This window comes from Microcoleus sp. OTE_8_concoct_300, from assembly GCF_031383065.1.
In the GTDB taxonomy this organism is placed as follows: Bacteria; Cyanobacteriota; Cyanobacteriia; order Cyanobacteriales; family Microcoleaceae; genus Microcoleus.
In genome coordinates this window covers 1-18,110 of the sequence record NZ_JANMZH010000031.1, presented here as the reverse complement: position 1 = coordinate 18,110, position 18,110 = coordinate 1, and the positions used below count along the sequence as shown (strand labels likewise).

14 protein-coding genes and 1 pseudogene are annotated in these 18,110 nt (G+C 45.2%); 10 read left to right on the top strand and 5 right to left on the bottom strand.

Going from position 1 to position 18,110, the window contains the following annotated elements; all coding sequences use genetic code 11:
* The first annotated feature begins 318 nt into the window (after window positions 1-318).
* The 4 genes and pseudogenes from ACUVJL_RS01975 to ACUVJL_RS01960 form a co-directional block, all read left to right on the top strand.
* A complete protein-coding gene (locus ACUVJL_RS01975) occupies window positions 319-906 on the top strand; it encodes a hypothetical protein (protein WP_445244310.1) in 588 nt (195 codons plus the stop codon).
* A 228-nt stretch (window positions 907-1,134) separates the two neighbouring features.
* Window positions 1,135-2,928 (top strand): aspartate--tRNA ligase, encoded by a 1,794-nt coding sequence (gene aspS, locus ACUVJL_RS01970; protein WP_445244309.1) that lies wholly within the window; start codon window positions 1,135-1,137, stop codon window positions 2,926-2,928.
* Window positions 2,929-3,150: 222 nt separating this feature from the next.
* The gene (locus tag ACUVJL_RS01965; RefSeq protein ID WP_445244308.1) at window positions 3,151-3,375 is read left to right on the top strand and encodes a hypothetical protein; all 225 of its coding nucleotides are present in this window, start codon (window positions 3,151-3,153) and stop codon (window positions 3,373-3,375) included.
* Window positions 3,376-3,381: 6 nt separating this feature from the next.
* Window positions 3,382-3,453: pseudogene (locus ACUVJL_RS01960) on the top strand (type II toxin-antitoxin system YoeB family toxin); the annotation flags it as partial.
* Between the two features lie 179 nt (window positions 3,454-3,632).
* Here ACUVJL_RS01960 and ACUVJL_RS01955 read toward each other — a convergent pair.
* The 3 genes from ACUVJL_RS01955 to ACUVJL_RS01945 all read right to left on the bottom strand — a co-directional run bounded on the left by ACUVJL_RS01955 (window position 3,633) and on the right by ACUVJL_RS01945 (window position 8,054).
* Window positions 3,633-3,899, bottom strand: coding sequence for a type II toxin-antitoxin system RelE family toxin (locus ACUVJL_RS01955; protein ID WP_006633401.1), 267 nt, complete (start codon window positions 3,897-3,899; stop codon window positions 3,633-3,635).
* On the bottom strand, window positions 3,896-4,105 hold the full coding sequence (locus ACUVJL_RS01950) for a hypothetical protein (protein ID WP_445244307.1): 210 nt from the start codon (window positions 4,103-4,105) through the stop codon (window positions 3,896-3,898). The genes ACUVJL_RS01955 and ACUVJL_RS01950 overlap by 4 nt, the downstream gene beginning before the upstream one ends.
* 301 nt (window positions 4,106-4,406) lie before the next feature.
* The gene (locus ACUVJL_RS01945) at window positions 4,407-8,054 is read right to left on the bottom strand and encodes a HEAT repeat domain-containing protein (RefSeq protein WP_445244306.1); all 3,648 of its coding nucleotides are present in this window, start codon (window positions 8,052-8,054) and stop codon (window positions 4,407-4,409) included.
* A gap of 172 nt (window positions 8,055-8,226) precedes the next feature.
* Between ACUVJL_RS01945 and ACUVJL_RS01940 the strand changes: the two genes are divergently transcribed.
* A complete protein-coding gene (locus ACUVJL_RS01940) occupies window positions 8,227-8,451 on the top strand; it encodes a hypothetical protein (protein ID WP_445244305.1) in 225 nt (74 codons plus the stop codon).
* Between the two features lie 164 nt (window positions 8,452-8,615).
* On the opposite strand, the gene ACUVJL_RS01935 is transcribed toward ACUVJL_RS01940, so the two are convergent.
* Window positions 8,616-8,849: a hypothetical protein gene (locus tag ACUVJL_RS01935; RefSeq protein ID WP_242719202.1), complete on the bottom strand. Its 234-nt coding sequence runs from the start codon at window positions 8,847-8,849 to the stop codon at window positions 8,616-8,618.
* 167 nt (window positions 8,850-9,016) lie between these two features.
* Between ACUVJL_RS01935 and ACUVJL_RS01930 the strand changes: the two genes are divergently transcribed.
* Both ACUVJL_RS01930 and ACUVJL_RS01925 read left to right on the top strand, forming a co-directional pair.
* A complete protein-coding gene (locus ACUVJL_RS01930) occupies window positions 9,017-9,223 on the top strand; it encodes a ribbon-helix-helix domain-containing protein (protein WP_083888202.1) in 207 nt (68 codons plus the stop codon).
* A gap of 78 nt (window positions 9,224-9,301) precedes the next feature.
* On the top strand, window positions 9,302-9,514 hold the full coding sequence (locus ACUVJL_RS01925; RefSeq protein WP_445244304.1) for a ribbon-helix-helix domain-containing protein: 213 nt from the start codon (window positions 9,302-9,304) through the stop codon (window positions 9,512-9,514).
* A gap of 87 nt (window positions 9,515-9,601) precedes the next feature.
* Here ACUVJL_RS01925 and ACUVJL_RS01920 read toward each other — a convergent pair whose 3' ends face one another.
* Window positions 9,602-11,080, bottom strand: a complete 1,479-nt coding sequence (locus ACUVJL_RS01920) for a glycosyltransferase family 87 protein (protein ID WP_445244303.1) — start codon at window positions 11,078-11,080, stop codon at window positions 9,602-9,604.
* Window positions 11,081-11,512: 432 nt separating this feature from the next.
* Here ACUVJL_RS01920 and ACUVJL_RS01915 point away from each other — a divergent pair, with 432 nt between their 5' ends.
* From ACUVJL_RS01915 to ACUVJL_RS01905, 3 genes are all read left to right on the top strand, one after another.
* Complete coding sequence (locus tag ACUVJL_RS01915) at window positions 11,513-12,703, top strand: M20 family metallopeptidase (RefSeq protein WP_445244302.1); 1,191 nt, start codon at window positions 11,513-11,515, stop codon at window positions 12,701-12,703.
* A gap of 132 nt (window positions 12,704-12,835) precedes the next feature.
* Window positions 12,836-14,215, top strand: a complete 1,380-nt coding sequence (locus ACUVJL_RS01910) for a P-loop NTPase fold protein (RefSeq protein ID WP_445244301.1) — start codon at window positions 12,836-12,838, stop codon at window positions 14,213-14,215.
* A gap of 155 nt (window positions 14,216-14,370) precedes the next feature.
* Window positions 14,371-17,970, top strand: coding sequence for an nSTAND1 domain-containing NTPase (locus ACUVJL_RS01905; RefSeq protein WP_445244300.1), 3,600 nt, complete (start codon window positions 14,371-14,373; stop codon window positions 17,968-17,970).
* Window positions 17,971-18,110: the final 140 nt, after the last annotated feature.

Below are 18,110 nucleotides of genomic sequence, written 5' to 3'. Positions count from 1 at the left end.
GGGCATAGGCCTCCGTGGGCATAGGGCATAGGCCTCCGTGAGCATCACTTGCGAGCGGTGTGTACCTCATTTTATTGAGAACCGCTATAATGTAATATAGAACTGAGGCTAAGCAACTAGGGAAGCGCGGATTTAAAATTTGATGAAGCTGGAACAATAATTGCCTAGTTCTTATTAAAGGTCATAAGCAATTCGGGCGCTACACGTACAAAGTCTGTATTAAAGGCCAGAAGCAATTCGGGCGCTACACATACAAAGTCGGCGTCCGGGGACTGTTAGTTTTTTTCAAAAAGTTTACTACCAAAGGAGAAGATTGATATGACAGATCCAAAAGTAACTGAGGAACCAATTTTAGAGGCAACTCTCGAAACGACGGCGATCGTCAAAAAAGAGATGCCCGACGCGACTGATGAGGCGATCGCAGAAACTGCGGCGCTGTTTGAAGCAATTAAAAAACGCGCGGCAGCCGAAGTGCAAGCAGCGGGCGAACTCACCCGTGAAGCTTATTTAAAAGCTGTGAATAAGGCCTCCGAGGCGATCGAAGAAAATAAGGATCTCGCCCACGAGAGAGTCACAGAAGCAGTCAGGCTGATTAAAAAAGAAGCTGAGAAAAATTGGCTGGTGGTAGATGCGATTAAAACGCGGGCGCAAGCGCAGGTGCAAGATGCCGGCGAAGTCAGTCGCGAAGCTTATTTGAAAGCAGTGCGACAAGCGCGAGAAGCGGTGGAACAAAATAAATTTATCGAACGCGATCGCATCGAACAAGCTGTTGACCACATTCAGACGGAAGCGGAAAAGAATTGGCACGTTATTGTGAAGCAAATTGAGTCGATCGGCACTCGCTTGACGGATGCGGCTAAGTCTGCATGGAACGCGCTGACGGCGTTTTTTGACAAGAAGGATTAAACTCAGATATGACACCATTTTAAAGAACAGGCAAGATGCCTGTTGCACAAAGATTGAATTTTCTTGTGGAACAGGCATCTTGCCTGTTGATATTTAAAGAACAGGCAAGATGCCTGTTGCACAAAGATTGAATTTTCTTGTGGAACAGGCATCTTGCCTGTTCATAAAAGGTTTTGACACTAAGCGCGATAATCAAAAAGCTTTATTTTTAGTCCCTAACCCCCAACCATGAGAACTTACTACTGCGGCGAACTGCGAAGCGAACACATCGGAGAGACTGTCACCCTTTACGGCTGGGTGGATCGCCGCCGCGATCATGGCGGGGTGATTTTTCTGGATGTGCGCGATCGATCGGGTATTGTGCAAATTGTCAGCGATCCTGAACGGACCCCCGATTCCTATCACGGGGCTGAGGCTTTACGCAGCGAATACGTGGTTAAAATTACGGGTAGAGTCACCGGCCGCCCCGAAGAGTCCCTCAACCCGAAATTGCCTACGGGTGAGGTGGAAATTTATGCTGACGAAATTGAGTTGTTAAATGCGGTTCGCAAACAGTTACCCTTTCAGGTGGCGACGGCGGAGACTGAAAGCGTGCGGGAAGATTTGCGGCTGAAATATCGCTATTTGGACTTGCGGCGCGATCGTATGAGTCGCAATTTGCAGCTTCGCCACCAAGTTGTCAAAGCTATGCGCCGCCACCTGGAAGATGTCGAAGGTTTCATGGAAATTGAAACGCCGATTTTAACTCGGGCGACTCCAGAAGGTGCGAGAGATTATTTAGTTCCCAGCCGCGTCAATCCCGGTGCATGGTATGCTTTGCCGCAGTCGCCGCAGTTGTTCAAACAATTGTTAATGGTGTCTGGTTTTGACAGATATTATCAAATTGCCCGCTGTTTCCGCGATGAAGATTTGCGCGCTGACAGACAGCCGGAATTTACGCAATTGGACATGGAAATGAGTTTCATGTCTGTGGAAGAAGTAATTGCCTTAAATGAAGGTTTAGTCTGCCATATTTTCCAAACTGTCAAAGGCGTTGAATTGCCTTGTCCTTTCCCGCGTTTGACTTACGCAGAAGCGATGGATCGCTATGGTAGCGACAAACCGGATACTCGCTTCGGTATGGAATTAGTCGATGTTTCCGATTTGATGAAAGATTCGGGATTTAAGGTATTTTCCGGGGCGGTTGCTGCGGGCGGAATTGTGAAAGTTTTGCCGATTCCGGGCGGGAATGATGCGATTTCTAACGTGCGGATTAAACCGGGTCCGAAAGGCGATTTGTTTAAGGAAGCCAGCGAAGCGGGTGCGAAGGGATTGGCTTACATCCGGGTGCGGGATAATGGCGAAATTGATACGATCGGCGCAATTAAGGATAATTTGACGGAAGCACAAAAACAGCAATTGCTCGATCGCACGGGCGCGCAACCAGGTCATTTGTTGTTATTTGCAGCGGCTGATGTGACAACTGTCAATAAGACTTTGGATAGATTGCGTTTGTTCGTGGGTAACGAATTGGGATTGATTGATAAGGACAAGATGAATCTGCTGTGGGTGACTGATTTCCCGATGTTTGAATGGAACGCTGATGAGAAGCGTTTGGAAGCATTGCATCACCCGTTTACTGCGCCGCATCCTGACGATATTAATGATTTGAAAACTGCGAGGGCTCAAGCTTACGATTTGGTGTTAAACGGTACAGAAGTCGGCGGCGGTTCTCTGCGGATTTATCAGCGGGAAGTTCAGGAAAAGGTGTTTGAGGCGATCGGCTTATCGACTGAGGAAGCTTACAATAAGTTTGGCTTTTTGTTGGATGCGTTTGAGTATGGAACTCCGCCCCACGGAGGTATTGCTTACGGTTTGGATCGGTTGGTGATGCTGTTGGCTGGTGAGGAATCGATTCGCGATGTGATTGCGTTTCCGAAGACGCAGCAGGCGGGTTGTTTGCTGACGAATGCGCCGGCTGGGGTGGATGAGAAGCAGTTGAAGGAGTTGCAAGTGCGATCGACTTATACGCCTAAGTCATAAGGCGATCGGGACTTAGGCAAAGCCTATGTGTCATGCTGAGAGAAGCGAAGCATCTCGCTGGATGCTTCACTACACTGCGTTTTGTTCAGCATGACAGACACGATTCTGCGTCCTGGACTGTGATTGAGTCAAAACTTTGGCTGATACTGTATGCTAGAGTTACATTCCAGGTCTTTAGACTAAAAACGCTATAATTATCATAATCGAAAATAGGTAAAAACGATGTCAACAGTTTATCGTTTAAAAGCCAGCGAACTCAATCATCATTTTTTAGAACAAATCAAGGCGACTTTTGGAGATAAAGAGATTGAAATAATTGTTTCTGAGTGTGATGAAACCGCATATCTTTTGAAATCAGAAGTCAACAGAAATAGACTTTTAAAAGCGATTGAAAATGTTAAAGAGCGGCAAAATTTAGTTGAAGTTAATTTACAGAATTTGCAATGAAACGAACATCGTTTAGTTTACCAAGTTACGGATCAAGAAATTGCGATCGTGGCTTGTAAGTATCATTACATTGAATAGATGTGATTGCGTTTCCGAAGACGCAGCAGCCGGGTTGTTTGCTGACAAATGCGCCGTCTGGTGTGGATGAGAAACTATTCAGAGAGTGCGATCGCTCAATTGCTTGCGCTTCCGGCCTGACAATAATTAAAGATTAATTTGAGTTTGAGTTGGTGAGGATGGGGTGAAGGCTGAAATGATTACGGAAAGTATCTGTAAATCTCTTTGCGGTGGAGTATCCTGACGAAGTAGACTACGCCATCATTAACTTTAATACCGATTCGGTAATCACCCACTCTAAGGCGATAGTAGTCTGCATCACCTTTTAGTTTTTTAACATTGCTGACTTCATTTAATTTTTCGGCGTTCTCAACTTCTTCTATCGCTTCCTGAATTCTTTGCAGCAAGTCGGCATCAAGAATCTTGAGTAAATCCTTTTCAAAGCTCTTTTTAAACTCCACATTCATGGTTGTCTCTTCAGGATTTTGAAAATTTGCTCGCGGCTGACTGTTTCAGTATTTTCGCCTTCTTTGATAGCATTTTCCATCCCTATATCTTCTAGGGCTTCTGTTAAAATTTCAGAAAATACTTCTTTTTGTTCTTTTAATAACTCAAAAATCGCTGCTTTGAGCAATTCTTTAAGTTTGGTTTCGTCTATAGTAATTTCAGACATTGCTTTTTTTGTGGTATTTTTTTTAGGTTTTTATTGTATCACGAAATGCGGCAAATTTATTTTTATTTTATTTTATTTTAATTAAATTTATTCTAGCTAACTTTGGTTTGCGGGTAGTCAGAAACCGGGTTTTTTCGAGAATACTTCGCTACACCTCGTAGAAGCGGCAAAAAACCCGGTTTCTTTGGTTGGCGGGTGGTCAGAAACCGGGTTTTTTGCGAGAATACTGCATCCCGACCTTTAACTAAAGTGAAAAACCCGGTTTCTTTGGTTTTGATGCGTAACTCCCGACTGTCATAACTTAGGACTCTAGATGAAGTCGTTTGAGCCAGTTTACGACAGCTTGAAGTAAATCGGGGTCATGGGGGGAGAAGGTTTGCAGGGGTGGATGAGGTGTGTCGGTGATGAGACAGATTGTACCCTCGAAGCGGGTAAGGGCTTCGAGGAAAGTAGGGCTCAAACCTTGGGCGGGGGCGGATGTGGGGTCTTCGTAGAAGATGAGGATGGGGGGTTTGTGGCTGTGGCGGCGGAGTCGATTCCAGTAGGATTTGAGTTGGGGGAGGGTTTCGGGTTCGCCGTTGAGTCGTTCGGGACAGTTTTGGTCGAGGAATTGTTCGTAGATTTCGAGGGCGGGGTTATCGGAGTCGATGAATTTTCTGGTGTCGATGCAAAAGATTTGGAGGTTTTGGTGGAGATTGGTTTCGGTGAGTTGGGTTTGCAGAAGTTGGGGGAGGTTCAGGGTTTGGACGAGGGGGGAGGTTTGGGTTTCGGTTAAACCGTGCCATGCGCGGTAGAAGTCGGAATAGGGGAGATTTTCGGCACAGTTCCAGATGACTTTGTAGCATCGATTGAATCGGTTAAAGTTATTTTGGTAAACTTCATTGCTGAGGCAGTCTTTTAAGGCTGAGACGACTCCTGTATATTGTTCAGGTGTGGTGAGGATTTTTAGGAGACTCTCAGGTGCCTCAAAATGGATAAAACTATCCTCAGTAGTTTCGATAAGTTTGAGCAAACCAGCGATCGCCTCTGGATTGCCTGGGTCGATTTTCCCTAAACTGTCTGCCGCCCACATCCGGGTACCTTCATCCTCAGTGTTGTCGATAAGATTGACCAACGCCGCGATCGCCTCTGGATTGCCTGGGTCGATTTTCCCTAAACTGTCTGCCACCTGCCACTGGGTATCTTCATCCTCAGTGTTGTCGATAAGATTGACCAACGCCGCGATCGCCTCTGGATTGCCTGGGTCGATTTTCCATAAACTGTTTGCCGCCTGCCACCGGGTATCTTCATCCTCAGTGTTGTCGATAAGATTGACCAACGCCGCGATCGCCTCTGGATTGCCTGGGTCGATTTTCCATAAACTGTCTGCCGCCTGCCACCGGGTATAGTCATCCTCAGTGTTGTCGATAAGATTGACCAACGCCGCGATCGCCTCTGGAGTGCCTGGGTCGATTTTCCCTAAACTGTTTGCCGCAGCCTGCCAGATATATCCATCCTCAGTGTTGTCGATAAGATTGACCAACGCCGCGCTCGCCTCTGGATTGCCTGGGTCAATTTTCCCTAAACTCTCAGCCGCAGCCAGCCAGATATATTTATCCTCAGTGTTGTCGATAAGATTGACCAACGCCGCGATCGCCTCTGGATTGCCTGGGTCAATTTTCCCTAAACTCTCAGCCGCATCCTGCCAGATATATTCATCTGGGCAATGGTCAAGAAGATTAATCATTGCGGAAATAGCCAGGGGTCGAATGGTTTCTGGTATCGCCTTTCTCGCTCCTTTTTTGATTGGGTCTAAAAAGGTTTCCCATTCTTGTTTTTCAGTATTGAATTTACCAAATCCCCACTTCACGACCTGGCTGACAAACTCAGACGCCAGGAAACAACTCTTAAACTCATTAATTCCTGCTGCTGCTAGAAAATAGGCTTGATATCCATAAAAGTTTCTGACTCTATTCTGAAGCTCATCAACACACGCCCGATGATAGAACCCCTGCTTCTCATCATCCCCAATATCCTCACGCCCCAACAGCAACGAAATCGCCTCCCCCCACTCTAGAAGATGGGCTAACTGTTCCCAAAGGTCTCTGACTCCATCGTCAAATCTAACCAACGCCCAAATAAAATCCTCCTTCTCCTCATCCACAATATCCTCACGCCCCAACCACAATAAAATTATCTGCTTCCACTGCGGTTCAAAAATCCGATATTTCTTCCCCTGCACCGGGAAATTAAGATGCTTTCGAGGTAAAAAATCATCCCAATTCTCCACCGCCAACGCTGCAAAATACTCCTGAAACGTGGCATGATAAAACACGCAAATTGCCTCTGGAAACCGTTCGACCCGATTCAACAACCCCAACCTCATCACTGCCTGAAAAATCGGACGACTTCCCAAAATCTTTAATACCCAACTTTCCCTCAGCCGTAACCGCGAAACCTCATCTTTCTGTTCCATCGCCGCCAACCCCAACCGCGCCAAGGCTGTATCAATTGCCTCCCGTTGGTCTGAAATCTCCTCATCCTCCTTCCAGTCATACACCCAATCGACAAACTGCCCGTATAACCCCGCCTGCGTCTCTGGCAAACCGCCCCCCGTCTGCCAAATTTGACACAACATCCACAACCGCAAGGGATTCTGAATCAACTCCTTGAGACGGGAATTTTCCGACTCTGCTAACGCCGCCTCTAAACTCTCCCCCGTCGCTACATCCCCTATCCCCGCAAACCAACGGCGAATATACTTCTTCACCTGTTCCGGGTTAAACTCCAAATTGCGAAACACATCAAACCCCGAAAAAGCATTTTTATCCGCCTCCCAGACATTCACCCGACAAGTCACCACCACCCGCGCCGCCTGCACCCATCCCCCCAACAGTGCGAAAACATGGCGCAGTTCCACCTTAGATGTCATTTCATCCAACCCATCCAACAATAGCCAAATCTGGTGTTTTTGTTGGGTAAGTGCATCAATGGTGAGGCTTTGACCTGTTTGTTTGAGCCAGATATCCTCGATATATTGGGTTATTGTCAGTTGGGTTAAATCTGCCAAAGATACCCAAATCGGCAACCCCAAATCTTGCTCTAAAATCCAATCGGCAATCTTCTGTAACCGCATGGTTTTCCCCGCACCCGGTTCGCCAATAATCGCAATTTTTCGCCCTTGGCTAATTTCGCTTTGGCCTTGTCGCAACACATCCTCAAAAAACCGTTCTTCAGCAATGGGGATGAGTTTTTCTTCTTCCTTTTCTTCTGGCCGATCGCTTGAGGGAGGTTTGGACGGTTTGCGTTCAACAATCGCTAAGGGAACATAAATCTCATCCAGTTGCGGTGTCACCCCGTAGGCGTTGGTAAACAGGTTGGTGGTGAGTTGCTTTTGTTGCGCGAGGTTTTGGCGGCAGATTTCTTGCCAGTTTAGGGAGTTATTTTTAGAAGTTTCATGTGATGTCTCTCCTGTGACAGACCCAATTTTAATCTTCCACTGCTCCTCAATTACTTTTAAGTTATCTTTTTCATCGGCAGTTTGATGCTTCAGCTTGAGCGAAAATTTCCAAAATCCCTGGGTCTTTGCACTAGGTTTAAGGACAAGTACCTCTAAGTCTTTCAGGCAGTCCAAAACATCTTGTATTGCATCTCCTCTTCTCTGGGCGTTATCGACGTTCTTTTCATCTTTGGGTTGAGGGAGTTCTAACGCCTCTCCCCAGCATTCCACCAATGCCCATAAATCAGGCTTAGTGATCCCTTTGTCAACGGTTTCGGTTCTTTTGTGGCGTTTTTGCTGAACCTTCCCCGATACCTGCAACTCATCTTCCTTTACCCATTCCACGTTGAACGTAGCTTTCAGCTTATCCTCCGGCACGGCAATTTTCTCATCCGCGAGGGCGAGTAACGCCTTAACCAGTTTTAAGACGTTATTTTTTGTGGTTGCGTTTTTCGCATATTTTCGTGCCATCGCGACCTTTTGAATAAAAATTACGATCGCTTGGGCAAGTTTGCCCAAACGAGTTGGTTTGCCCTAGCGCTTAACGCCCATTATACAAGGGTTTCAAAATTTTCTGGGTTGGCTTGATTGGGCAAAAGCCCAAAAAAACAATTTACCTCAAAGGCCAAAAACGAGGTAAATTATGGATACCACACAGGACAGAATCAAACAACGCGAAGCATTAGAAAATGCTTATGACAATTTTGTTGAACCTTATGTTAATCAATTTATTATTGAAGTTAACGCGCAGCCTTCACCGAGTATTGATGTTACGCTTCCTGGGTTTTGCTGTGTGTCGGGATGGTTGGTATTGACTCTGTTATATTGTTTTTGGATGCGCTGGCGATCGCGAATTAAAACATTCTGACGATCGTACTCCTGGAGGCAGAAACCGGGTTTTTCACCGAAATACTGCATCCGCGCCTTTAACAGTCGTGAAAAACCCGGTTTCTTTGGTATTTATGGGTAAGCCCTAAATGAGACAGAAAGGCCGATCGCACTTCACAAAAAAAGTGCGATCGCCCTCAAACATTACTCTTTCCAGTAACGGGTTAAAATCCGAATCACCTCACCCGCTATGGGCGATGGTAGAGGCGGGCTCCATTCCCCAACTTCTGCAAAACCTAAAACGTGCAACAGATTAACGATGCTGTCTACCGCTTTGGGAACGCCACACAACAGCAAACGAATCGGTTGCTTACCTTGAGGTACATCAGGAATTTCTTCCCGGAGCAGTTCGGGAACTGACTTTGGCGGTGATATCATAGAGTTTCCTCCTAAATATGGGAGTTCAAGCCCCCACCGAACGATTGCGAGTCTAAGCGGTGGGGGTTTGGTTTTTGGGTGTTTAGATTACTATAGCATAAACTAGATTGTGGTGTGCTACCTTGGCTTAAAATTTTTCTAAAAAATTTGCAGTCAGCTAAAATGACATGGTGAACACGCTACCCCCAAATAATGTGAGTCCTGCAAAATCTCCTAGAGTTGCCTTTTACCCGCCACCCGAAATCAAGGAGAAATTAGAGAAGCTGGCGAGTATTGAGCGTCGTTCCATTTCCCAAATGGCATTACTTTTGGTGGAAGAAGGACTCGAAAGAGCGCAGAAGGAAGGCAAGTTTAATGAATCCAAAGACGATTAAACTATCAACTACCACTGCACGCGATCGCTATCACACCGTGTGTCACTATGCAAGAGGCGTACAAAGAAAGTACGATCGATGTATGAAGTAAATTCCCAGTTGCCTAACTTGCCAGCAAAAAACCTAAAACGAGTCACCAGCTACGTACCTCCAAACGCCTACAACGTCTTGGAAGATTGGGCCAAGAAAGAAGACCGGACAGTCAGCAATCTCGTAAGTCGGATTGTCTCTGAAGCTGTAGATGCTTACTTGGCTAAAAATACTACAGAAGATGAACCCAGCAGCAATTAACCTTTGAGCTCTACGCTGATGGGTCATTCTCAACTGCCAACCTGTCGGGCCGTTTATTTTGTGTTGGAGTGGGGTTTTGTTTTTCCTCTAACCCGAAACCCGATCCAAAGGGTCAAATTCAGGAACCTGTTTTTGACGAAGAGAGGTAATTGCTAAGACTAAAACACTTAACGTAAGACCTAAAATCGCATAACTCGGTAGTGAAAAAATAGTTACTTTAAACAAATAAGGCAATTCCCCCCCCTTCCAGTTCCACCGCTTTCCTAGAAACACCAACAGCCCGCCATGAATCACAGCGGTTTGCACCATGACACAGCCCGCCGCCAATAACCAAACCGACATTCTTTGCCTAGAGAAGGCACAATTTTTAATCTGAAAACATAAATCATTCAGCAAAAAAACCACCGCCGGTGCTAACATCACAGAACTGGTGGGCTGAGAATAGTTGATAGCAATACTCAAAGTAGAAATTAGCACCATTTCAGATAAGTCAACTTTTTTTGACCAAGCATTGCGAGATTGTTTTTTGTAAAAATACCAACTCATTAAACCAACTAGCAGCAGAACAATCAAGTCAGAAAATAGCTTCGCCACAAAGGGACTATCGGGGAAAAATCTCGGCCCCATAACCCTTAAATCAAGGCGACTCATAGAAATATAAGCATTATTCGATGGATCGTTGAGCCAGAGTGGAAATCCACGAGTCGCATCCTGTATAAATCCTGTTAAGGAATTGCCCGTTACAGCTAGACCTATAGCTGCCAAAAAAGTTACCGTGACTATAGATATAAAAACTAGCTGAAACCGTCTTTTTATTAAAAAATAAGGAAGAAACAATATAACTAAAGTGGGTTTAGAAAGGGCAATACCTAATAAAACTCCCGCAATTACATCCCTATTTTTTCTAGCATAAATAAACATCCATAACAGCATAACCGCAATAAAAGTGGCCACATTGCCAACTTGAAGATCGAAGACAAAACCGTAGAGGAATGCAACTGATATACTACAAATAGTCCGAAAAGCTCGTGAGTGCGACACCAACAAGATATTCGCTCCCCATAAAACAAAACCTGTGGCAATAAGATGCAGCCAAGTCCAGATTGTGAAAGCAGTCTTCATCGGGAAATAGCCCACAAACCACAGCGGAGGAATGATATTAGGTGGATAAACAAAAGATGGAATAAACCCACACACTTTAGTGATGCTACAGAAACCGACGTTAAACACCTCCACATTAAAGGGACTCAAATGCTGATGGGCTAATCTACTCGCCACATAAAACCACTTAAAATCCCAGTAAGGCGGAGCCGGCCGATTAGTCAGATTGTAAACCAACCAACCGGTATAACAGAGAAATCGGGTGAGAACCAATACAATAACTGCTTGTAAAATAAAGTTAACAAAAGGTTGACGAAAAAACTGAGTCAACCTTTCGATCGAAGGATGTTTTAAAAACAAAGAATCTTGCCATGCAGTTTTTTCGCTATCTAATCGCCAATTAAATTTGAGAAACCAAGCGACTGCCATTAGAATAATTACATTCCAGAATCCAAAGCTAATCATAGTAAATAATTTTAATATATTTACTCTTTGATGATATCACAACCAGAAATTTGATCGTGTCCGATCGATTAACCATAAGATCCCGGTCGGGGCGGGTTTTTGAGATAGTCAATTATTGGCAGGTATTGTTGGTGAACCCGCCCCTACAAAAATCGCGGTTCCTCGAGGGGACATGATATTATCAACTAAAAGTCAGCCTTTGAACCTAGAATCTAGACGTTTATTCCTGGTTTCTACCTAACTCTCTTTTCTCTCTTTTCTCTGCGTCCTCTGCGCCCTCTGCGGTTATAAAAAAAAATCCTATTCACAAACGAAATAGCATTGCCATCCAAAAGCCCGATCGCACTTTTGTGCCTTATAACCCTGTTCACCCCCAAACATATGCGTTACCCTAGTTGACTACAACTTGTACCGCAATCCCCAACTAAATTCATGCTTCCCCGCATCAAAGAATTAGCCGCCACCCTAGCACCCCGCTTAATCGAAATTCGCCGGCACATCCACTCCCACCCCGAACTCAGCGGCCACGAATATCAAACCGCCGCCTACGTAGCCGGAGTTCTCGCATCCAGCGGAGTCCGCGCCATAGAAGGAATCGGCAAAACAGGAGTGCTCGGCGAAATCAAAGGCCACAGCAGCGAATCCCGGTGGCTGGCAATTCGCACCGATATGGACGCTTTACCGATTCAAGAACGCACAAACTTAGAATTTGCCTCCCGCAACGAAGGAGTCATGCACGCCTGCGGCCACGACATCCACACCACCGTCGGTTTGGGCGCAGCCATGATATTGTCTCAGCTAGAAGAAAAATTGCCCGGTCACGTCCGCTTCTTGTTTCAGCCCGCAGAAGAGATAGCCCAAGGTGCTCACTGGATGATTAAAGACGGGGCGATGCAAGATGTTGACGGCATCCTCGGAGTGCACGTTTTCCCGACCATTCCCGGCGGTTGCGTCGGTATCCGCCACGGGGCACTGACGGCGGCGGCAGATGACCTAGAATTGATTGTGATGGGCGAATCCGGCCACGGTGCGCGTCCCCACGAGGCGATCGACGCCATTTGGATTGCTTCTCAGATAATTACCACTTTGCAGCAGGCAATTAGCCGCACGCAAAATCCTTTGAGGCCTGTGGTTTTGACGATCGGGCAAATTAACGGCGGACGAGCGCCGAACGTGATTGCCGATCGAGTAAAATTATTGGGAACCGTGCGATCGCTCCATCCGGAAACCCACGAAAACCTGCCGGCTTGGATCGAACAAATTGTCTCCAGCGTTTGCGCGACTTACGGCGCTAAGTACGAACTCACCTACAAGCGTGGCGTGCCCGGAGTCCAAAACGACCCAAAACTCACACAATTAGTCGAAACAGCAGCTTTAGAAGCTTTAGGTCGATCGCGCGTCCAAATTTTACCAGAACCATCCCTCGGCGCCGAAGATTTTTCGATGTACTTAGAACACGCACCGGGAACCATGTTTCGCTTAGGAGTGGGACTGACTGACAAACCCAACTATCCCCTCCATCACCCGCAATTTGAGGTCAATGAAGCCGCCATCGTCACCGGCGCTGTCACCTTGGCCTATGCCGCCTGCCAATATTGGAAACAGCATCAAGGTTCACACTAATAGTCTTGGACCTATGGGTGGTCAGCTAACTAACCCTAGGGTACTTAGTGGGAAAAATGTTTAGTCTCTGGTAAAGACATTCAGCCCTGACCCACCCTACAATAACTACCATAACTAATGAGAGAAAATTTTATGAAGCTAGATTTCAATAGATTTTGCGACGCCTGCAACCCCACTCACTCCCTGATGTTGGGCAATGCCGAAGATCAGCGATACTACATTGATTTTGCCCAGGTGCGCGGCGGGAAAATCATTAACATAATCAAACGAACAATTACCCGCGTGTCACCAGATAAACGGACTTGCCAATTATTTAGCGGACATATTGGTTGTGGCAAGTCTACTGAATTATCGCGACTGCAAAAAGAGTTGACAGATGAGGGATTCCATGTAGTTTACTTCGAGTCAACCCAAGACCTCGATGAAATGGATATGGATTTGACAGATATCATGTTAGCGATCGCCCGGCGAGTCAGCCAAAGCTTGGAAGATAGCAAAATTTCCTTGCAGCCCCAGGGTTTTAAAGAATTCTTAAAAAATAGTTGGAATTTTTTACAAACCCCTGTGAGTTTACAAGCTGAAGGAGAACTTTTTGGCAGCAGATATAAGGGCAATACAGACGGAGATCTGGAAGTTTCTCTGCCTTTAGGCATCGCCAAAATTACTGCCAAAATCAAAAGTAATCCTGACTTGCGATCTAAACTCAGACAGTACATGGAACCGCAAGCTAATAAAATGTTAGAACTGATTAATCTAGAAATTATTGATGTAGCCATTAATCAGCTAAAGCAGCGGGGTAAAAAAGGATTGGTGGTGATTGTTGACAACTTAGACCGGATAGTTTTTCGACCCAATGCAGCGGGGCGACTGTTGCCAGAATATATCTTTATTGACCGGGGCGAGCAGTTGCGGCAACTGAATTGCCATTTAGTTTATACCCTGCCGCTGGGATTGATTTTTGGCAAGAAAAGTGAAATTTTGAAAAATCGATTGGGAGGGGGAGTTGACCCGAAAGTTTTGCCGATGGTACCAGTAAAGAATAGAGACGGCAGCGAATGTGTTGAGGGGATGAATTTGCTACGGCGCATGGTGATGTCGCGGGCTTTTCCCGATGTGTCAACCGAGGAATATATCACATTAATTACCCAAGTTTTTGACAGTCCTGAAACTTTAGATGAATTGTGTCGCGTCAGCGGAGGTCATCTGCGAAACTTGATGGGGATGCTGTTTGGTTGCTTGCAGCAAGAAGACCCTCCTATTTCGCAAAGTGTGTTGAAATCAGTGATTCGCAGTTCCCGCGACACTCTGAGGAATGGCATTGATAATGATGAGTGGGAATTACTCTTTAAGGTGGTGAAAGAACAAAGCATTAAGGGAGAGAAAGAATACCAAGATTTGCTGCCAAACCTGTGGGCTTTTGAATATGTAGACACTCAAGGAAATTGGTTTACGTTGAATCCGCTGTTGATGGAAACTGACAAATTTAAGCTGTGGCAGCAGCAAAATTCGTGAGATTATGTTCATTCGATTTTACCCGAGTCTCGCTCCCCCTCGCATCCCCCTTAAGAAGGGGGACTTTAACTGCTTACGTTCCCCCCCTTCTTAAGGAGGGCTAGGGGGGATCTAATACCAAATCCTCCTTAAATATCCCCTTTATTTCTAAGATTATGGTAAACTCAAATCTAGCCGAAGATATTGCAGCAGAAAATGAGCGAGCCCTCTCTACTTTGGTACGGACGATAACTCGCTTTCAAGGAAAGTTTTCTTTAAGTTTAGTGCGCTGCAATTATGCTAGCTTGCGTTGGGCAATGCTGCAAAAGCTGCGCGATATATCGACTGTTGAATATCAAGAATTAGTCCTAGAAGCTGCGACCCAAACACTTTATCAAACCATTCTCAATGCCGTCCAAGAGCAACCGCCGAAAGCTTTAATAGTTTTCGGTACCGAATCGGTGGTTGCTCTTGATGACCTGCTAGCGGGGGCTAATAGAGCGCGAGATCAATTCAAGCAAGATTTTGCTTTTCCTTTGATATTATGGGTGACGGATTCCGTACTGTCTCAATTCAGTCGATCGGCGAATGATTTGAAGTCTTGGGCTCCTCCTCCCATTCAGTTTACCATGCCGCCCGAGGATTTGATGACTTTGTTGCAACAACAAGCAAGTCAAGCTTTTGCTGATGTTGAGAATTTCAAATTAAATGACTGGGAAATTGAGTCGCTGAAAAATGATCTGCTAAATGCAGCATTAGACCAGGAATTACAAGCTAGTTGGCAATTTATTCAGGGTTTAGTTGAAGCTCAGAAAAATCAAATAGATTTAGCACTCGAACATTATCAGCAAAGTTTGACATTTTGGCAGCAAAATCGCCACTTAGAGAGACAAGGAATTGTCTGCCAGAAAATTGCTCAAGCTTACAACCGCAAAGCTGAATTGCACCGGGCAGAAAATCAACATTATTGGCAAAAATCTAAAAAGTATTTACAGCAATCTCTGGAGAGTTTTGAGCAAGCTCAGCGACATGATTTAGCTGCGAAATATATTAGCCAACTTGGGGAAGTGCTGCGACTTTTAAAAGCTTGGGAAGAGTTGCAAACTTTAGCTGAAAAAGCCTTAGAAATGCACGAAATTTACGGTACATCGAGTCAAGTAGCTGAAGATTACGGCTTTTTGGCTGAGGTGGCGCTGCAACAATCTCAGTGGGAAAAAGCTTGCGAATCGGCTGAATTAGCATTGTCTGTTTTGGCACAAGCAAGAATAAATAAAAAACAGACTGGTTTGTATCTGCTACTTTGGGCAAAAGGGCAGCGAAATCTTATCCCGTGTTCGCCAGTTAACCCCCCCCAGCCCCCCCAAGCTTCGGGAGGGAGTCAGTCAGTATTTTCCCCTCTTGAGATTATAGAAAATTTAACACAAGCGAAAGTAATTACCCAACCTCAAGAGGATGTGCAGCTTTATCTGAGGATTTTAGAAGAGTTGAGATCTCTCTATTTTGAGCAAAGTGAATATTTAAAAGCCTTTTACCTTAAACTCGAACAACAAGCAGTTAAAAGCAAATATGGATTGCAAGCTTTTATCGGTGCGGGTCGCTTGCAGCCGCCGCAACAAACAATTGATATCGGTTTAGAATCCGGTCAGTCACAAGCTAAAATTGTTGAACAAATTGTCGCCGCTTCCGGGCGGTCGCAGGATATTAAACGGATAATTGAACGGATAGGTACACCTGCTTGCAAGCTGACAATTATTCACGGACAATCTGGAGTAGGAAAAAGTTCGATTATTCAAGCGGGGTTAGTTCCCGCCGTGCAACTTACAACTTTTGAAGCGCGGGACGTATTGCCTGTTTTATTGCAGTCTTATCACGATTGGGCGAGGGATTGCGGTCAGCGTTTGCGATCGGGAATTGCCAAAATAAAAGGTGAGAGTTTATCTACTCCTATTGACACGCCGACAGCTATTCTGGAACAGTTGCGGCTCAATCAAAATCGCAATTTATTGACGGTTCTAATTTTTGACCAGTTTGAGGAGTTTTTCTTTGCTTATCAAGACCAAACTAGCCGGACAGAGTTATATGATTTTTTGGCTGAATGTTTAAATCAGATTAGCGATATAAAAATTATCCTGTCGCTGCGGGAAGATTATCTTTTCTACTTGTTAGAATGGAATCGGGCGAGCAATTTATCAATAATTGATAACGACATTCTCAATAAAAATATCTGCTATTACTTGGGTAAATTTTCGATTCCCGAGGCTAAAGTTGTTGTCCAAACCTTAACAGAACGATCTCAACTTGGCTTATCTGAAGATTTGGTAAACGCACTGGTAGAAGATTTAGCAGGTGAAGTACGGGAAGTGCGACCGATTGAGTTGCAAATCGTGGGAATGCAACTGGAAAAAAGGCAGATTACTCGACTGACTGAATATCAGCAACTTGGCAGTCAGGCTAAGGTCAAACTGGTTGAGGAATTTTTAGCAGAAGTTATCGCCGACTGTGGCAAGGAGAATAAAGATATTGCCGAACTTGTCTTGTACTTGCTGACGGATGAAAACAACACTCGTCCTCAGAAAACTCTGGCTGAGTTAGCAGCAGATTTAGGAACAGAGTCAAAAAGATTAGAGTTGGTTTTAGAGATTGTCGTTAAATCGCGATTGGTGTTAGAAGTGCCAGCAACTCCGATTGGACGCTACCAACTTGTCCACGATTATCTAGTGCCTTTTATCCGCAAACAGCGCGGTGCGGAATTACTAGAATTACGCCAAAAACTCAAGCAGACTGAAGCCGAAAATCAGATATTAGCCGAGGCCAGACAAAAAGCAGAACTGTTGTCCGTAGAATCACAGCAAAAAGCCCAGAGACGAATTGGTATTGGTACAGCGGTATTGGGTATTAGCCTAGTTTCAGCTGCAACTGTAATGGGAGTAGGGTGGCAGCAAGTGGACAAGGCAGAGAAATTGACAAAAGCAGCCTTGCAGGAATTGGACAAGGCACAGAAATTGACCCAATTAGAGCGATCGGCAAGTGATGCTTTGAGACTGTTTGAATCTGGCAATAACCAAATAGATGCTTTAATCTCAGCCGTAAAGACTGGGAAACAGTTCAAAGCTACAGTCAACAATGTTCAATCCCTTGCAGATTACCCGATATCTACTGCCGAGATTGCCCTCTACCAGATTCTCGATAACATCCGAGAACAAAATCGGTTTAAAGGAGAGCCAAAGGCGGTAACGAGTGTCAGTTTTAGTCCCGACGGCAAATACATCGCTACGGCATCAAAGGACAAAACAGCCCGGTTGTGGGATTTAAAAGGCAAGCTGATACAAGAATTTAAAGGACATCAAAATGCGGTATGGAGTGTCAATTTTAGTCCCGACGGCAAATACATCGCTACGGCATCAAGGGACAAAACAGCCCGGTTGTGGAATGTCAAAGGCAAGCAGATACAAGAATTTGAAGGACATCAAGATTCGGTATGGAGTGTCAGTTTTAGTCCTGACGGCAAATACATCGCTACGGCATCAGATGACAAAACAGCCGGGTTGTGGGATTTAACAGGTAAGCAGATACAAGAATTTAAAGGACATCAAAATGCGGTATCGAGTGTCAGCTTTAGTCCCGACGGCAAATACATCGTTACGGCATCAGATGACAAAACAGCCCGGTTGTGGCGAATCAGAAGTTTAGATGAAATGCTGGTGGAAGGCTGCGATTGGCTGCGCGACTATTTGCAGAATAATGCTGAAAAAAGCGATAAACACGTCTGCGATTAGACTGTCGGGGCGACAAGTCGCTTATAACGCTGATAGAATAAGCCTCATAGCTCTTATTCCTTGTTGGTAATTAGGTAGTTTATGTGGAGACAAAGACATTAATTCAACAACAACCTGCCAATTACTAAACATCGAATCGA